General features: G+C 47.5%; 16 protein-coding genes. 7 read left to right on the top strand and 9 right to left on the bottom strand.

Annotated elements, in window-relative coordinates; translation table 11 throughout:
- Positions 1-54: 54 nt before the first annotated feature.
- Positions 55-813 (bottom strand): hydroxyacylglutathione hydrolase, encoded by a 759-nt coding sequence (gene gloB, locus L4C42_RS14585; protein WP_429761014.1) that lies wholly within the window; start codon positions 811-813, stop codon positions 55-57.
- Positions 814-851: 38 nt separating this feature from the next.
- Here gloB and L4C42_RS14580 point away from each other — a divergent pair, with 38 nt between their 5' ends.
- Positions 852-1,601, top strand: coding sequence for a class I SAM-dependent methyltransferase (locus L4C42_RS14580; RefSeq protein WP_353496878.1), 750 nt, complete (start codon positions 852-854; stop codon positions 1,599-1,601).
- Here L4C42_RS14580 and rnhA read toward each other — a convergent pair.
- Positions 1,598-2,062 (bottom strand): ribonuclease HI, encoded by a 465-nt coding sequence (gene rnhA / locus L4C42_RS14575; RefSeq protein WP_353496877.1) that lies wholly within the window; start codon positions 2,060-2,062, stop codon positions 1,598-1,600. The genes L4C42_RS14580 and rnhA overlap by 4 nt on opposite strands.
- Positions 2,063-2,119: 57 nt before the next feature.
- Here rnhA and dnaQ point away from each other — a divergent pair, with 57 nt between their 5' ends.
- Positions 2,120-2,866, top strand: coding sequence for a DNA polymerase III subunit epsilon (gene dnaQ, locus L4C42_RS14570; RefSeq protein ID WP_353496876.1), 747 nt, complete (start codon positions 2,120-2,122; stop codon positions 2,864-2,866).
- A 9-nt stretch (positions 2,867-2,875) separates the two neighbouring features.
- Positions 2,876-4,132, top strand: a complete 1,257-nt coding sequence (locus tag L4C42_RS14565; RefSeq protein WP_353496875.1) for a TIGR03503 family protein — start codon at positions 2,876-2,878, stop codon at positions 4,130-4,132.
- Positions 4,133-4,261: 129 nt separating this feature from the next.
- On the opposite strand, the gene fadE is transcribed toward L4C42_RS14565, so the two are convergent.
- Positions 4,262-6,706 (bottom strand): acyl-CoA dehydrogenase FadE, encoded by a 2,445-nt coding sequence (gene fadE / locus L4C42_RS14560; RefSeq protein WP_418642006.1) that lies wholly within the window; start codon positions 6,704-6,706, stop codon positions 4,262-4,264.
- 334 nt (positions 6,707-7,040) lie between these two features.
- Between fadE and lpcA the strand changes: the two genes are divergently transcribed.
- On the top strand, positions 7,041-7,616 hold the full coding sequence (gene lpcA, locus L4C42_RS14555; RefSeq protein ID WP_353496873.1) for a D-sedoheptulose 7-phosphate isomerase: 576 nt from the start codon (positions 7,041-7,043) through the stop codon (positions 7,614-7,616).
- A gap of 49 nt (positions 7,617-7,665) precedes the next feature.
- Positions 7,666-8,508 carry a class II glutamine amidotransferase gene (locus tag L4C42_RS14550; RefSeq protein ID WP_353496872.1) on the top strand — a complete coding sequence of 281 codons (843 nt, stop codon included), beginning with the start codon at positions 7,666-7,668 and terminating at the stop codon, positions 8,506-8,508.
- 107 nt (positions 8,509-8,615) lie between these two features.
- Here the strand turns inward: L4C42_RS14550 and purN are convergent, their stop codons facing one another.
- Positions 8,616-9,254 (bottom strand): phosphoribosylglycinamide formyltransferase, encoded by a 639-nt coding sequence (gene purN, locus L4C42_RS14545; protein ID WP_353496871.1) that lies wholly within the window; start codon positions 9,252-9,254, stop codon positions 8,616-8,618.
- Between the two features lie 4 nt (positions 9,255-9,258).
- Complete coding sequence (gene purM, locus L4C42_RS14540) at positions 9,259-10,299, bottom strand: phosphoribosylformylglycinamidine cyclo-ligase (RefSeq protein ID WP_353496870.1); 1,041 nt, start codon at positions 10,297-10,299, stop codon at positions 9,259-9,261.
- A gap of 243 nt (positions 10,300-10,542) precedes the next feature.
- On the opposite strand from purM, the gene upp reads away from it, so the two are divergent.
- On the top strand, positions 10,543-11,169 hold the full coding sequence (gene upp / locus L4C42_RS14535; RefSeq protein ID WP_112459669.1) for a uracil phosphoribosyltransferase: 627 nt from the start codon (positions 10,543-10,545) through the stop codon (positions 11,167-11,169).
- A 76-nt stretch (positions 11,170-11,245) separates the two neighbouring features.
- On the opposite strand, the gene L4C42_RS14530 is transcribed toward upp, so the two are convergent.
- On the bottom strand, positions 11,246-12,487 hold the full coding sequence (locus tag L4C42_RS14530; protein WP_353496869.1) for a uracil-xanthine permease family protein: 1,242 nt from the start codon (positions 12,485-12,487) through the stop codon (positions 11,246-11,248).
- Positions 12,488-12,746: 259 nt separating this feature from the next.
- Here L4C42_RS14530 and L4C42_RS14525 point away from each other — a divergent pair, with 259 nt between their 5' ends.
- The gene (locus tag L4C42_RS14525; protein WP_353496868.1) at positions 12,747-13,946 is read left to right on the top strand and encodes a DUF8605 domain-containing protein; all 1,200 of its coding nucleotides are present in this window, start codon (positions 12,747-12,749) and stop codon (positions 13,944-13,946) included.
- Between the two features lie 110 nt (positions 13,947-14,056).
- On the opposite strand, the gene L4C42_RS14520 is transcribed toward L4C42_RS14525, so the two are convergent.
- The 3 genes from L4C42_RS14520 to arsC are packed head-to-tail and all read right to left on the bottom strand — an operon-like array spanning position 14,057 to position 15,441.
- Complete coding sequence (locus L4C42_RS14520) at positions 14,057-14,482, bottom strand: DUF2069 domain-containing protein (protein WP_429761008.1); 426 nt, start codon at positions 14,480-14,482, stop codon at positions 14,057-14,059.
- 33 nt (positions 14,483-14,515) lie between these two features.
- Positions 14,516-15,091: an NAD(P)H:quinone oxidoreductase gene (gene wrbA, locus L4C42_RS14515; RefSeq protein ID WP_353496866.1), complete on the bottom strand. Its 576-nt coding sequence runs from the start codon at positions 15,089-15,091 to the stop codon at positions 14,516-14,518.
- The gene (gene arsC, locus L4C42_RS14510; protein WP_112459673.1) at positions 15,091-15,441 is read right to left on the bottom strand and encodes an arsenate reductase (glutaredoxin); all 351 of its coding nucleotides are present in this window, start codon (positions 15,439-15,441) and stop codon (positions 15,091-15,093) included. The genes wrbA and arsC overlap by 1 nt, the downstream gene beginning before the upstream one ends.
- Positions 15,442-15,444 lie beyond the last annotated feature (3 nt).

The following is a 15,444-nucleotide window of genomic DNA, read 5'->3' as shown; positions in this document are numbered from 1 at the left end:
TTGAACGGCTGAGCATAATACTAATAGGCGTTGGGCCAAACAAGCAGCAAAACGTTAAAATTCGTTCTTCCACTCACGTAATGCGGTAAAAGTGGCTAAAGGATCATTATTCGCACTACGATTTGCTACCGAGTTCACAACTTCGGTTTGCGTGGTACGCAAGAACGGGTTGATGCGTTTTTCCACGGCAATTGATGTAGGTAAAGTCGGAAGTCCTTTGGCTCTTTTCTGATTCGCGTCATCGCGATATTGGTGCAAGAACTCATTATGCGGCTCAACGGCTAGCGCAAAAGCGAGGTTGCTCAGCGTATATTCGTGCGTACAGTACACTTCGGTTTCTTCCGGGAGAAGCGTGAGCTTTTGCAGTGAGTTGTACATTTGCTCTGGCGTGCCTTCAAAAATGCGCCCGCAACCGGCTGAGAATAAAACGTCGCCACAAAATAGCTTACCATCACCGACATAACCAATGTGATCGAGTGTGTGGCCAGGCAAGTTCAATACTAGAAACTCTTCGTGGAAAAGGTTAATGCGGTGACCTTCGGCTACCCTATGGGTCAGGTGTTCAGTAGCAGAGTGTTCAGGACCAATGACACTGATAGAAGGATATTTCTCAATCAGTTTGGCGATACCGCCGGTATGATCCCAATGATGGTGGGTCACAAGAATAGTTACAAGCTCAAGCTCGTGCTGCTCTAGGTAGTTAATTACGGGCTCTGCGTCGCCTGGATCGACAACGGCACACAAGTTTTGGTTATTTTGAATAAGCCAGATGTAATTGTCATTAAATGCAGGTATGCTTTTGATATGTAACATTGTTGTTTCTCCAGTTCGGTTTGGGAGATTGCCCGAATATGAAACCAGCTCGCAGCAAGAAAAAAGTAGACCATCCTCATTCCTGGGATGAACTCGCCAATGGGCAATGGGTATCAGAGTCGATTCAAACGCGCCTTGACGAGTGGTGCCCTAAGTTATTTGGTTACCACTTACTTAAGTTAGGTGGTTTGAGCTGCGAGTTAACCAGCTGCAATTGCAATATTCAGCATCAAGTTAATCTTGATGTTAAAAACCCTCTTCACAATGTTATCGCTGACCGCTACGAATTGCCATTTTTAGAAAAGAGTTTTGATGCGATAGTGATGTCGCACCAACTTGAGTATGCGGAAGATCCACATCGTTTACTGCGCGAAGTTGATCGGGTGATGATGGATGATGGCTATTTGATTTTGACCGGGTTCAATCCCATGAGCTTTACGGGATTGGCAAGCTTGATGCCATGGCGTAAAAACAATTTTCCTTGGAGTGGCCGCATGTTCACGCCGGGTCGCATTAAAGATTGGCTTGGGGTACTTAATTACCAAGTCGTGTATGCCGACACCTATGCGTTGTTTCCAATGAAACGTTATCGCACGATGTGGACTTGGCTAGAGAGCAGTATGGGTGATTGGGCATCGCCAATGGGCAGTTTATATTTTATCGTCGCGAGAAAGCGTACCTATCCGCTAAAACCGATCAAACCGCACTGGCGCTTGAAAAAGAAACTGACGCCCGCAAGCGTCAGTTACCGAACCGCAGATAAACAGCAGTCTGGTGACGTACGTTAGCTAGGCTGATAACCGGTATCTTCTTCGGTTGGGTTTTCCGCCGCCGCTCTGGCAAGCTCATCACACATCTCATTTTCACGATGACCTGCGTGACCTTTAACCCAGCGCCAATCAACCGTATGACGCGCCGTTTCGGTATCGAGCGCTTTCCAAAGGTCAGCGTTTTTCACTGGCTTCTTGTCCGCGGTTTTCCAGCCACGTTTTTTCCAGTTATGGATCCATTGCGTAATACCTTGACGCACGTACTGGCTGTCGGTGGTAAGGATCACTTCGCACGGCTCTTTAAGCGCTTGCAATGCGACGATGGTGGCCAGCATTTCCATACGATTATTGGTGGTGAGTGTGTAGCCTTTGGCTAGGGTCTTTTCATTCTGCTTGTAACGCAGCACAATGCCGTAACCGCCAGGGCCCGGGTTGCCTAAACAAGAGCCGTCTGTGAAAATTTCAACCTGCTTCGTCATGATTTGATACTATAGAGTCTTGAACGTTTATCCACATAGTCTGACATACAAAACGCCATGAATACCAGTCACAATCCAGAACAGCGCCGAATCGTGGTACTCGATACCGAAACCACGGGTATGAATCGTGAGGGTGGTCCTCACTATATGGGACACCGCATCATTGAAATTGGTGCTGTTGAGATCATCAATCGCAAACTGACTGGTCGTCACTTTCACGTTTATCTTAAGCCTGACATGCCAATCCAGCCTGATGCGATTGACGTTCACGGTATTACCGATGAGTTTCTACTCGACAAGCCGGTTTACAAGCAAGTGCATGAAGAATTCTTAGACTTCATAAAAGGCGCAGAGCTTGTGGCGCACAACGCGCCCTTCGACGTGGGCTTTATGGACAATGAGTTCGGAATGTTGGATGCCTCAATAGGCACCACCGACCAATATTGTAAGGTCACCGATACCCTTGCCATGGCAAAGCGCATGGCCAATATGCCGGCGAGAAAAAACCTCGATTCTTTGGCAAAACACTACACCATCGATACCTCGGCACGTATTCTCCACGGCGCATTGCTCGATGCGGAGATCTTGGCTGATGTTTATCTGGCGATGACCGGTGGTCAAACGTCAATGCAGTTTAATGCGGGGCGGTCAGATGGCAGTGATGCTGATGGCGAATCTATTAAGCGCCTCACATCTTCAAGAAAATCATTAAAGGTTTTGATGGCCTCTGCCGATGAATTGGATGCGCACAGTGCGCGTTTAGATATCGTTGAAAAAGGCGGCAGTTGTCTCTGGCGTCAGTAGGAGAGAGTCATGCAGAGGATAATGCTAGCGATAGCCATGTGGTTGTTGCTGACAGTGGGTGCGGTCGCGAGTGAATCCTCAATGCCTTTTCTCGAAAACCGCTTTCGGGTCGATGAAACCGTCGATAGGATTACTTTCTTAGTCTATCGGCAAGAGCGCTCTAAGCCTGTCACACTCGTTAGACCCGATGGTAAAAAATACTATGCTTGGCGTCACCCGTCTCATGTTCGCTGGATAGAAGAGCCTACGGTTGATGTGATTACTATCGAGCGCCCTATGCCGGGGCCGTGGCAGGCGATCGGCAAAGTAAGTCCGAAAAATAATATTCAAATCATTTCTCAGTTAAGCCTCAAAGCAGAGACACTCCCTCAACGTATTTATCAAGGCGAAAAGCTAAAGTTCACCGCTCGGTTGATGAGTGACGATGAGCCACTAATTGTAGAAAACATTCTTGATAGGGTTAACCTTCGCGTGGTGATGACCCGTTATCTAGAAGAGCAGACCCAGAAAAATAGCCAGCAGAGTGAAAAGATAGCGCCGGTGCCTATTGTCATTGGCGAGTTCTTTGATAGTGGTGAGGGGTTAGATGAGCGCTCCGGTGACGGTGTGTTTACCGTAGAGTTGCCTATCTCGGTCGAGCCGGGAAAATATAACGTTCGAATTACCACTGGCAACGGTGTGTTCTTGCGCGCGCTTGAACAAGAAGTCTTTATCTACCCAACACCATTTGTCACACGCTTTGTTCAAGGGGAAGGTGAGAGTCCGCATCAGGTAGTGGTCCGCGGTGAACCTGCGACTTTGGAGACCGGCTCGCTTGCCGCGTCGATTGAACTGCAACAGCCAGATGACAGCCAAAGCGTCGCTCAGAGTCAAGCAGATAAAGATAAAAATGACATGGTAGTGTCGTTTCACGATAGCGATCAAATCGGTACTTATAGCTGGTCTGGTAACGTCTATGCCAATGAATCGGCCTCCGGACGACCTCTAGTGTTTGAGTTGCCAAATCGTACCTTTAGTGTAGTGGGCACTATTGATCTTGCGAAAGCGGAGCAAATGCAGCAGGCAGCCCGTGAGGCAAGGAAAAAAGCGGAGCAAGAAGCACAGGTATTGGCACATCGCCAACAGGTGCGTCAAAACGCCATCATCGCGATCGCGGTGGGTAATGTGGTGTTGGTTGTGGTGGGTGGTTTGATTTGGTGGTTCGTCAGACGCCGCAGAGTCATTAAAGCGTCGTTGCCAGAAATGCAGTTGAAAATGCCAGGTTGATATTAGCCTTGGCCAAATAGCGACAGACTAAAAAACGATACACTGAAAGCTATATACCAAAAGTTGTCAATTAAAAAGCCAGCAAGGTTTCCCTTGCTGGCTTTGTTTTGTTTGTACGTTAATCAGCGATTACGCAACTTCCTCCATTGCTGGATAAACGGGCTTTGCTGCCAGTTCCTCCGGTGAGAAGTCATCAACGTTAATGGTGTATAGACGATGCGCTTCTGCTGTGGTCAACAGCTGTGCTTCTTCTTGAGTAATGATGCCTTTCTCTAAGCCAATTGCCGCTATTTTATCCAGTTGGGTAAATGGACGACGCTGCTCAATGGCTTTACACACTTTAGTAAACACAGGCTCGGCGCGTAGAATTATGTCTAGCGCTTGCTCAATGCGACCAACCGCATTGTACTCAGTTGGTTCGAAGTACTGACCATAACCTAAACGGGTACGTGCTGCGCTAGGAGTTTGCAGAATACGCGCAACCTGGCTGTCTAGTTTGTCAGACGGCGCTTTACGTACTGTGCCAAACGGTAAAACAATTATGCGCAATAGACGGCCAATGACTTTGTTCGGGAAATTCGCTAAGAAGTCATCCAATGCCTGCTCGGCTTGCAGCAAGCTATCTTGCATGCCCCAGTGCAGCATAGGTAAATCTTCACTGTTGCGTCCTTCAACGTCATAGCGTTTAAGCGTTGCGCTGCTTAGGTAAAGCTGACTCAAGATATCGCCTAGGCGAGCAGATAAGCGCTCTTTGCGTTTCAGTGAGCCGCCAAGTACGGCCATGGAGACATCCGATAGTAGAGCTAAGTTCGCGCTGTAACGGTTGAGCTGTTGGTAGTAACGTGTAGTGACATCTTTATGGGGTGCAGAAGAACCACGACCATCGGTTAGACCTAGCCAGAAACTGCGCACTAGGTTACTCACTGTAAAGGCAACGTGACCGGCTAATGCTTTATCAAACTTGTTCACGGCATTTGAAGCCGTTGAGTGAGCGGCTTCCATTTCTTCCAACACGTAAGGATGACAGCGAATGGCACCTTGACCGTAGATGATCATCGAGCGAGTTAAGATATTGGCACCTTCTACCGTAATGGCTACGGGCGCGCCTTGGTAGCCACGACCGAGGAAATTTGAAGGACCAAGACATATACCTTTACCGCCAACAATGTCCATCGCGTCGATGATGCTGCGCTGTCCTCGATGAGTACAGTGGTATTTAACGATGGCGGAGATAACCGATGGTTTTTCCCCTAGGTCGATGCCTGTCACGGTTAGGTGACTTGCTGCGTCCATCACGTACGCATTGCCACCTAGGCGTGCTAGTGGCTCTTCAATGCCTTCCATGTGACCGATAGGCTGTTTAAATTGACGACGAATGCGAGCGTAAGCGCCGGTTGCGAGAGCCGCAGTCTTGATGCCACCCGTTGAGCTTGATGGCAGGGTGATACCACGGCCAACAGACAAACATTCTACCAACATGCGCCAGCCTTGGCCGGCCATCTTCTGGCCACCAATAATGAAATCGATCGGAACAAAGAGCTCGTTAGCTTGGGTTGGACCATTCTGGAAAGGTACATTAAGTGGGAAGTGGCGATTTCCGATTTCCACTCCTTTTAGGTGAGTCGGGATAAGAGCACAGGTAATGCCAAGATCTTCTTTGTCACCTAACAGAGCGTCAGGGTCTCTCAGTTTGAAAGCAAGACCCAGCACAGTGGCTACTGGCGCGAGGGTAATATAACGCTTGTTCCAAGTGAGCTTCATACCCAATACTTCTTTGCCCTCCCATTGACCTTTACACACGACGCCAAAGTCTGGAATCGAGCCCGCATCAGAGCCCGCTTCTGGACTGGTTAGGGCAAAACATGGGATCTCTTTACCAAGGGCAAGTCTTGGCAGGTAGTAGTCTTTTTGTTCTTCTGTGCCATAGTGCTGCAGAAGCTCACCTGGACCTAATGAGTTCGGCACGCCTACTGTTGACGAGACAACGCTCGATACGCCACACAGTTTTTGCAGCACGCAAGACTGTGCGTAAGCGGAAAATTCAAGACCGCCATACTGCTTTTTGATGATCATCGCGAAGAATTTATTGTCTTTTAGGTATTGCCAAATCTCTGGTGGAAGATCCGCCAGTTCGTGGGTGATTTGGTAATCGTTGATCATCGCACACACTTCATTGACAGGGCCGTCTAGAAAAGCTTGTTCTTCTTCTGTGAGCTTTGATGGAGTGATGTTTTGCAGCTTTTGCCAATCAGGCTTACCTTTAAATAGTTCCGCTTCCCACCAAACCGTGCCTGCATCCAGAGCTTCTTTCTCGGTTTGCGACATAGCAGGGAGGACTTTTTTGAACATTGCGAGCGCTTTAGCAGAGACAAGTGATTGTCTAATCGATGGTAGACACAGCACGGCCACAGTGGCGATATAGAGCGCCCATGAGATAGCACCGAATACACTCAGTAGCGTGCCAAGCACCATTGCTGAGGTGATTAACAAAAGGGATTTTGCCAGCGACGCTCGTTGATAAAAGCTGATACCAATAGCGCCGAGTAAGGCGACGAGAGAGAGCAAGATGTCCATGATGGTTCCTTTATCTAGGTACTTATTGTTGTTTTGGGTCAGTTTGCGGTGGCACTGACTCTTATCTGTACGTTGAAGGTAAGAGGTCGTACCAGTAATAATTGTAATTAAAATATTGCACAGATGTAAAATCTGTCAAGTAATTGCTCTAGTTGATTGCAAAATAAGCGGCCTAGGCAGCACTTTGTCTGCCAAAGGTCAATTTGAGCAACAATAATGATGAAATTGGTGCCGTGGTCATATGCCATCTATCGACAGAGTTGACGGTTTATAGGTAAACTCAGAATCAACAGCCATCGCATAGGTATGGCGAAAAAACAAAGAGAACAACACTATGTACCAAGACTTGATTAGAAATGAGCTAACTGAAGCTGCTGAAGTACTGAATAAATTCTTAAGTGACGACCACAACATTGCTCAGATTGAAGCAGCTGCGAAGATGATCGCTGATTCTTTTAAGCAAGAGGGTAAAGTGCTGTCTTGTGGTAATGGTGGTTCGCACTGTGATGCCATGCACTTTGCTGAAGAGTTGACGGGTCGCTATCGTGAAAACCGTCCGGGTTACGCTGGTATTGCGATTTCTGATCCTAGCCACCTTTCTTGTGTGAGTAACGATTTCGGATACGACTTTGTCTTTTCTCGTTACGTAGAAGCAGTAGGTCGCCGTGGTGACGTGCTGTTTGGTCTATCAACGTCTGGTAACTCTGGTAATATTCTTAAGGCGATAGATGCGGCGAAAGCAAAAGGTATGAAAACCATTGCTTTAACGGGTAAAGATGGCGGTAAAATGGCGGGTCTGGCGGATATTGAAATTCGCGTACCACACTTTGGTTACGCTGACCGCATTCAAGAAGTCCATATTAAAATCATCCACATCATCATCCAGCTGGTTGAAAAAGAGATGGAATAGCCGCTTGCTATTGTGATGACAACTAGGAATCAAAAGAGTAGGGAACTCAATGTGTGAATTGCTTGGCATGAGCGCCAATGTGCCAACAGATATTTGTTTTAGCTTTACCGGTCTAATTCAACGGGGCGGTAATACTGGCCCTCACAAAGATGGTTGGGGGATCACCTTCTATGAAGGGAAAGGTTTTCGCACCTTTAAAGATCCGCAGCCAAGCTGCGATTCGAAGATAGCTGAGCTGGTACAAAGCTATCCGATTAAAAGTCGATCTGTGGTGAGTCATATCCGACAAGCCAACCGTGGCCAAGTGAATTTGGAAAACACCCACCCGTTTACTCGAGAGTTGTGGGGGCGTTATTGGACCTTTGCTCACAACGGTCAGTTAACGGATTACCAGAAACTTAATACGGGGCATTTTCGACCCGTGGGTGAAACGGACAGCGAGCTCTCGTTTTGTTGGTTGCTTCAAAAGCTAGAACTGCGCTTTCCAGAGCCACCGCAAGATATGGAGGCAATGTTCGCCTACGTAGCAGAATGTTGCGACGAGCTAAGGGAGCTTGGTGTCTATAACATGCTGCTGAGTGATGGTGAATACGTCATGACTTATTGCACCAATCACCTTTATTGGATTACGCGAAAAGCACCGTTTGGTAAAGCAACTTTATTGGATGAAGATGTCACGATTAACTTTCAAGAAGAGACGACCCCGAATGATGTTGTTTCGGTCGTGGCAACTCAGCCGTTAACAGGTAATGAAACGTGGCATCGAATGAAGCCAGGAGAATATAACCTGTTCCACTTTGGTGAGCGTGTTGGTGGTAATGTGGATAAGCTTGTAGACGTAGAATTTGCAGAAGCTAAGCCCAAAAGCCAAGCACCTATAGAGCCGTTGTAGTTCGTACAGCTATGCCGTTCTTAAAACGTGGTTAGAAAAATGAAAAAGCGAGTGATGAACATCACTCGCTTTTTTTGATTGGTTTATACAGCCGTATCGTGGTTTAGCTATTTGTCTGCATAGCCTTGTGGCCCAAGAGCGACACCATCTAATAGGGCTCTACTTCCATCCATGACCAAGCGATCTTCGACAAACCATTTCACTACCAATGGGTAAATCTTATGCTCTTGGCTTTGAACTCGTTGCTCTAGTGTTTCAACCGTATCGTCATCGAACACAGGGACCTTCGCCTGCAGAACAATCGGCCCACCATCCAGCTTTTCTGTAACGAAGTGGATACTGGTGCCGTGGTGTTCATCGCAGTTATCGATCGCACGTTGATGCGTATTCAAACCTGGATACTTAGGCAATAATGATGGGTGAATGTTAATCATTCGACCCATATAGTGACGAACAAACTCACCACTAAGAATACGCATATAGCCCGCTAGTACTAATAGATCAGGATTGTGCACATCGATTCGACGCATCAATTCAGCATCAAATGCTTCTCGTGTTTCGCTTAGCTTAGGGTCGAGAAATTCCGCCTCGGCGCCAGCATTACGCGCACGTTCCAGTGCAAATGCCGATTCTTTGTTAGAAAAAACAGCACGCACTTTCGCATTCGAGATAGTCGACTCACAGGCATCAATAATGGCCTGTAAGTTGGTTCCATTACCTGAAACTAAAACAACGATATTCTTCATGAAATTAATTGATCTCTACTTGCTCTTCACCAGCTTCTGCAGTTGCGATCTCACCAATAACCCATGCGTTCTCGCCTTCTGCTTTTAGAAGTTCAACCGCTGCATCTGCTTGTGCTTTAGGAAGAGCAACAACAAGACCTACACCACAGTTGAAAGTGCGGTACATTTCGAACGTATCAACGTTGCCTTTCTCTTGTAGCCAGTTGAAGATAGCAGGCCATTCCCAGCTAGTACCGTCGATAACAGCTTTAGTGCCTTCTGGCAGTACGCGTGGGATGTTTTCCCAGAAACCGCCGCCAGTAATGTGAGAAATGGCATGGATATCGTGTTCAGCGATCATCTTAAGAGCTGATTTGATATAAATTTTAGTTGGCTCTAGTAGGTGCTCACCGATAGTGCGCTCACCTAGTTTCTCGTTTTTATCTGCGCCAGATACTTCTAGGATCTTACGGATAAGCGAGTAGCCATTTGAGTGTGGGCCGCTTGAACCCACGGCAATAAGTGCATCACCAGCAGCGACTTTTGTACCGTCGATGACGTCTTCTTTTTCAACGACACCTACACAGAAACCTGCAACGTCGTAGTCTTCACCTTCATACATGCCTGGCATTTCTGCAGTTTCACCACCAATGAGTGAACAGCCTGCTTGGATACAGCCTTCGGCAATACCGGATACCACGTCAGCTGCAGTATCAACGTCAAGCTTGCCCGTTGCATAGTAGTCGAGGAAGAATAGCGGCTCAGCACCTTGAACAATCAGGTCGTTCACACACATAGCAACCAGGTCGATACCGATGGTGTCGTGCTTGTTCATGTCTAGGGCTAGGCGCAGTTTAGTACCTACACCGTCAGTACCAGATACCAATACCGGGTGTTTGTATTTTGTTGGCAACTCACATAAAGCACCAAATCCACCGATGCCTCCCATTACTTCAGGGCGACGAGTGCGCTTAACCGCGCCTTTAATACGGTCAACTAATGCGTTACCTGCATCAATATCTACACCAGCGTCTTTATAGCTTAGGGAAGTGTTGTTTCCGCTCACGGGACAGTCCTCGATAAATAAATGGATGTGAAAGCGGCGCTATTCTAACAGGGGTTTATCCAAAAAGGAAAACGTTTGCGTAAGAAAATACAAACTATTTCCTCGAAGCATCAATCTGTGTATTTACAGTCTGTTGTGACATTTTATTGCGTACAAATACCACTTTGCCCACATTGCTAACTGAAATAGTTAAAGAAACCATGTATAATTTGCAGGTTTTGTGAAATTTTGCCGGAGTTGGAAATGAAAGTTGTTGAAGTTAAACACCCCCTAGTAAAACACAAGCTTGGTTTGATGCGTGAAGGGGACATTAGCACCAAGCGTTTCCGCGAGCTTGCGACGGAAGTGGGTAGCTTGTTAACGTACGAAGCGACAGCAGACTTTGAAACTGAGAAAGTAACGATTGAAGGTTGGAACGGCCCAGTTGAAGTTGACCAAATCAAAGGCAAGAAAGTGACCGTAGTGCCAATCCTGCGTGCAGGTCTTGGTATGATGGATGGCGTTCTTGAGCATATGCCTAGCGCACGTATTAGTGTGGTTGGTATCTATCGTGATGAAGAAACACTTGAGCCAGTGCCATACTTCAACAAGCTAGCGTCAAATATTGACGAGCGTATCGCACTTGTTGTCGACCCAATGCTAGCAACGGGTGGTTCAATGATCGCGACTATCGACCTTCTAAAAGAGAAAGGCTGTAAGCACATTAAAGTTCTAGTATTGGTTGCTGCACCAGAAGGTATCGAAGCACTAGAAAAAGCACATCCTGATGTTGAGCTATACACAGCCGCTATCGATGAATGCCTAAACGACAAGGGCTACATCGTACCTGGTCTAGGTGATGCGGGTGACAAGATCTTCGGTACGCTATAAGTTCCGACTTTCTGCTTGTAAATAGGAAATAGTAAAAAGGCTGACAACTGGTCAGCCTTTTTTGTATCAGTAGGAATTAGTCTTCCATTTGAGCGTTATCGACAACCTTGTTCTCACCAAGATCGTGAGGCAGGATCTGGTTGAGGATAATCGCAACAATACCACACAGACTCACGCCTTGAAGGCTGAAGTCACCAATACCAAATGCCATACCACCGATACCAAATACCAAGGTAATCGCAACGATCACTAGGTTGCGTGATTTATGCAGATCCACATTGTTTTTGATTAGTGTATTCAGACCAACGGTTGCGATAGAACCAAACAGCAAAATCATGATGCCGCCCATCACTGGCACAGGGATCGTCTGAAGAATTGCACCAAGCTTACCAACCAGTGCAAGCACGATAGCAGTGACAGCAGCCCATGTCATGATTACCGGGTTAAATGCTTTAGTCAGCATTACAGCACCTGTTACTTCACTGTAAGTCGTATTTGGCGGCGCACCGACCAAAGATGCTGCAATCGTAGCCACGCCGTCACCTGCAATTGTGCGGTGAAGACCTGGTTTCTTCAGGTAGTCTTTACCGGTTACGTTTGAAATAGCTAGCATATCACCCACGTGTTCAACCGCTGGAGCGATGGCAACTGGCAGCATGAACAAAATCGCGTTGATGTTAAATTCTGGCGCAGTGAAGTTAGGTAGCGATAGCCAAGATGCTTCAACAACAGGAGTGAAATCAACCACACCATAGAAGAGGCTCGTTACGTAACCTGCCAAAATACCACTTACGATAGGTAAAAGTTTAAGGAAGCCTTTTGCGAACACGCTGACACCAACGGTCACAATAAGAGAGATTGCAGAGATCCACAGTGCTGCGTTGCCATCGATAAGCTGAACGGCACCATCACCTGTTTTACCAAGTGCCATGTTTACCGCGACAGGGGCAAGACCCAGACCGATAACCATGATTACAGGGCCAACAACGACTGGCGGTAGTAGCTTGTGAATGATTTCCACGCCTTTTACTTTGATTAGTGCCCCCATAAGGACATAGACGACCCCCGCAGCCATTAGGCCTCCCATGGTGGCACCGATACCCCAAGTCTGCACACCAAACATAATCGGCGCGATGAAAGCAAACGAAGAGGCAAGGAAGATTGGCACACTGCGGCGTGTTACTAATTGAAACAGTAAGGTGCCGACACCTGCACCAAATAGTGCTACGTTAGGATCGAGACCGGTTAAAAGGGGTACGAGTACCAAGGAGCCAAATGCGACAAACAGCATTTGCGAGCCTTGTAAGATCGTTTTCATAATGATTTTCCAAGCAAGTCAAAAAGAGTTAAGCAAAACGGATGGGATTCTAGCATCTTGTAATCGTTTACTTAATGATCTAGTTAAAGAGAACGCCGTTTTTGTAGCCTGAATCTCAATAGCTTGAGTGAGTTACTATTTGATCCATAGATGCGAGCCAGTAAATCCACTTATTGACCAAACCTTGAAGTAGTGAGCTTGCTCCAAAACGCATACTTGCTTATCATTTCCGCTTATCTGTTTGTAATTTAGGATGCTTATGCGTTATTTAGCTTGGTTGTTGGCCGCCGCGTGTGCTTTGCCAGCGTATGCGTTGACAAAAGTCGATATCTATTCGACGGAAGTAGTGGTGGATGCCCAGCAGCCGAATGCCGATGAATTGGCACGCCAAAAAGGCATGTTAGAGGTGTTGATTAAGGCCAGTGGCGATCTCAATGCAGCGTCCAACCCGGTTGTCAAAAAGGCATTAGGTAAGAGCTCTCAATACATTACTCAGCTTGGTTACACTCAAGTGGATGGTGAGCAGGCGATGCGCTTGAGCTTCAATAGCCAGCAAATCAATACGCTACTGACGCAAGCTGATTTACCGTCATGGCCTGTTGATCGTAAGAATGTCATGGTATGGCTGGTGGAAGACAGTGGCTATGACCGCACAATCGTTTGGGAGCATAGTAACTCACAAGCCGCTAGCCAGCTGAAAAAAGAAGCGAATCGCCGCGGGTTGCCAATTACGTTCCCAATTGGTGACTTTGACGATATCACAGGGATCCAAACCACGGATCTTTGGGGTGGGTTTGTCGACCCTATTGCCGAGGCAACGGCGCGCTACCCGGTTGATGCTATTGCGGTGATTCGTCTGCAAGGCAATAATCTTCGCTACACCCTGTACGACCAAACGCCAGACAAATTAGGTAGAAATACACTAGCGCCAGTGACGGGTTCAACATCCGGTGAACTGGCTATGGCTAGCGCTATTGATGAGATTAGCGATTACTATGCCTCTCAAAATGCAGCGACGACGCTTGGAGAGAGTGCAGGCATGGTTACCGTGTCTTTCTCACGCATGAGTAGTGCAGATGCCTTTTTCACACTTGAGCGTGCTCTTGGCCGCTTAGCCTCAACAGCTAAAGTCGATGTAGCTGAAGTGAGTGGTGATGTTGTGACAATGCGTGTGTCTCTGCTTGGCTCACTAGAAGCGTTTGAAGAAGAAGTACTGAAATTGGGTTTGGTGAAAAAACTTGAGCAAGCACCAGTCGAGGTTCCAGTGCAAGCGCCCGTTCAAGACAGCGAAGTGCTAGCAACGGAAGAGGCAAACGCATCAGAACAAGGTTTGGCAGTTGAACAGAGTGAGAGTGCGGTAGCGCCAGTCGATACAGTGACCGAAGAATTTGTGACTGAAGGTGTGACCGAGGTGGGAAAGCCGGCGCAGCCTGAACTTAGCTTTGAGTGGCTGTATTAAACGGTAACAATAACTTTCGTTATCCCATTGAAAAAGGAGGCATGATGCCTCCTTTTTTGTATTTATCGCTAAACTCTTCAATGACTCAACTCATTTCTACGAGTGCTTTGCTATTTTCCAAAGCGCTCTCGCTCTTTCTTTTCTACCGATGACAACCTAGGTAGCTTCAATCCCATGTCTCGGCCTTTCAGGCGAGCATAAACGGTATTACCTACAAAGGCGAAACTGGTGAGAATTAGCTCCACAAGAGCTAGCCATCGCTCGCTCTCATCGGCGTATAGCAGAGTCAGCGCATGTAAAAAGTACAGCATCAACACAAAGTTTGCCCAAGCGTGGGTATAAGGTTTCCCCGCTAGTATGCCTGGCAGAGGTAGCAGCAAAGGGATCAACCAGGCCACAGTTAAAGCGTACGGGTTGATGTGCGGGTGCGGCGACAAATAGCCGTGCCATAAGCCTACCCAAAAGAGCAGGGCAAAGTTGGCACTTAGGGCAAAGGCGCGCATGTTTGCAGTGTTGATTGGGGAATTACGGCTCATCGATTGTACCTAGTCCTTGATACAGATTAGTTTTTAGTTAGCGTTTTTTAGCTTGCTTGCGGTGGACGCCAATCGTTGGCCAAGCGCCGTCGCTAACGTGTACTCTTCTTCGCTCAGCTGTACACCGTTGTTCGCTACATGAGAAGCACCGTATGGGGTGCCGCCAGTGGTGGTCGAGTGAAGTTTTGGCTCACTATAAGGAATCCCCATCAGCATCATGCCATGGTGCAGTAACGGCAGCATCATACTCATAGCCGTGCTTTCTTGTCCGCCATGCATCGATGATGATGAAGTGAACACACAAGCCGGCTTATCGATGAGACTACCGCTGAGCCAAAGCGAGGTGGTTTGATCCCAGAAATGTTTTAATGGCGCTGCCATATTGCCAAACCAAACTGGGCTTCCCATCGCGAGCCCATCACAAGCTTTTAACTCGGCGAGAGTAGCGATAGCATCGGTTTGTGATTCTCGCTCACCTTCCAGCTCTGGCACGGTTCGCAGCAGCGCTTCGCAGCCCTCTATCGACTCAATACCGCGGGCTATGGCGCGAGCCAGCCGTTGGGTACTCCCATGACGGCTATAGTACAACACCAATATTTGGCAAGACATTATAGGATCTCAAGCACTTGCTCTGGTGGGCGGCCGTGTTTGGCTTTGCCGTTAGTCACGACGATTGGGCGCTCGATAAGCTTAGGGTTCTCAAACATCGCTTGGAATAGTTGGTCATCGGTCAAGCTTGGGTCAGCGAGGTTGAGCTGCTTGTAGATATCTTCTTTGGTACGCATCATCGCACGCACGCTTTCTAATTCAAGCTGTTCAAAGATCTCTTTTAGCTTTTCAACCGTTGGCGGTGTGTCTAGATACTTCACAACCTCTGGCTCAATGCCTTTTTCTTCTAATAGCGATAGTGTTTGACGGCTTTTTGAGCAACGTGGGTTATGAAAAATGGTGACTGACATAAG

It is taken from the genome of Vibrio wakamikoensis, assembly GCF_050337275.1.
GTDB classification, from domain to species: Bacteria; Pseudomonadota; Gammaproteobacteria; order Enterobacterales; family Vibrionaceae; genus Vibrio; species Vibrio chaetopteri.
The sequence above is the reverse complement of the archived record's forward strand: the minus strand, read 5'-3'. Positions and strand labels throughout refer to the sequence as shown.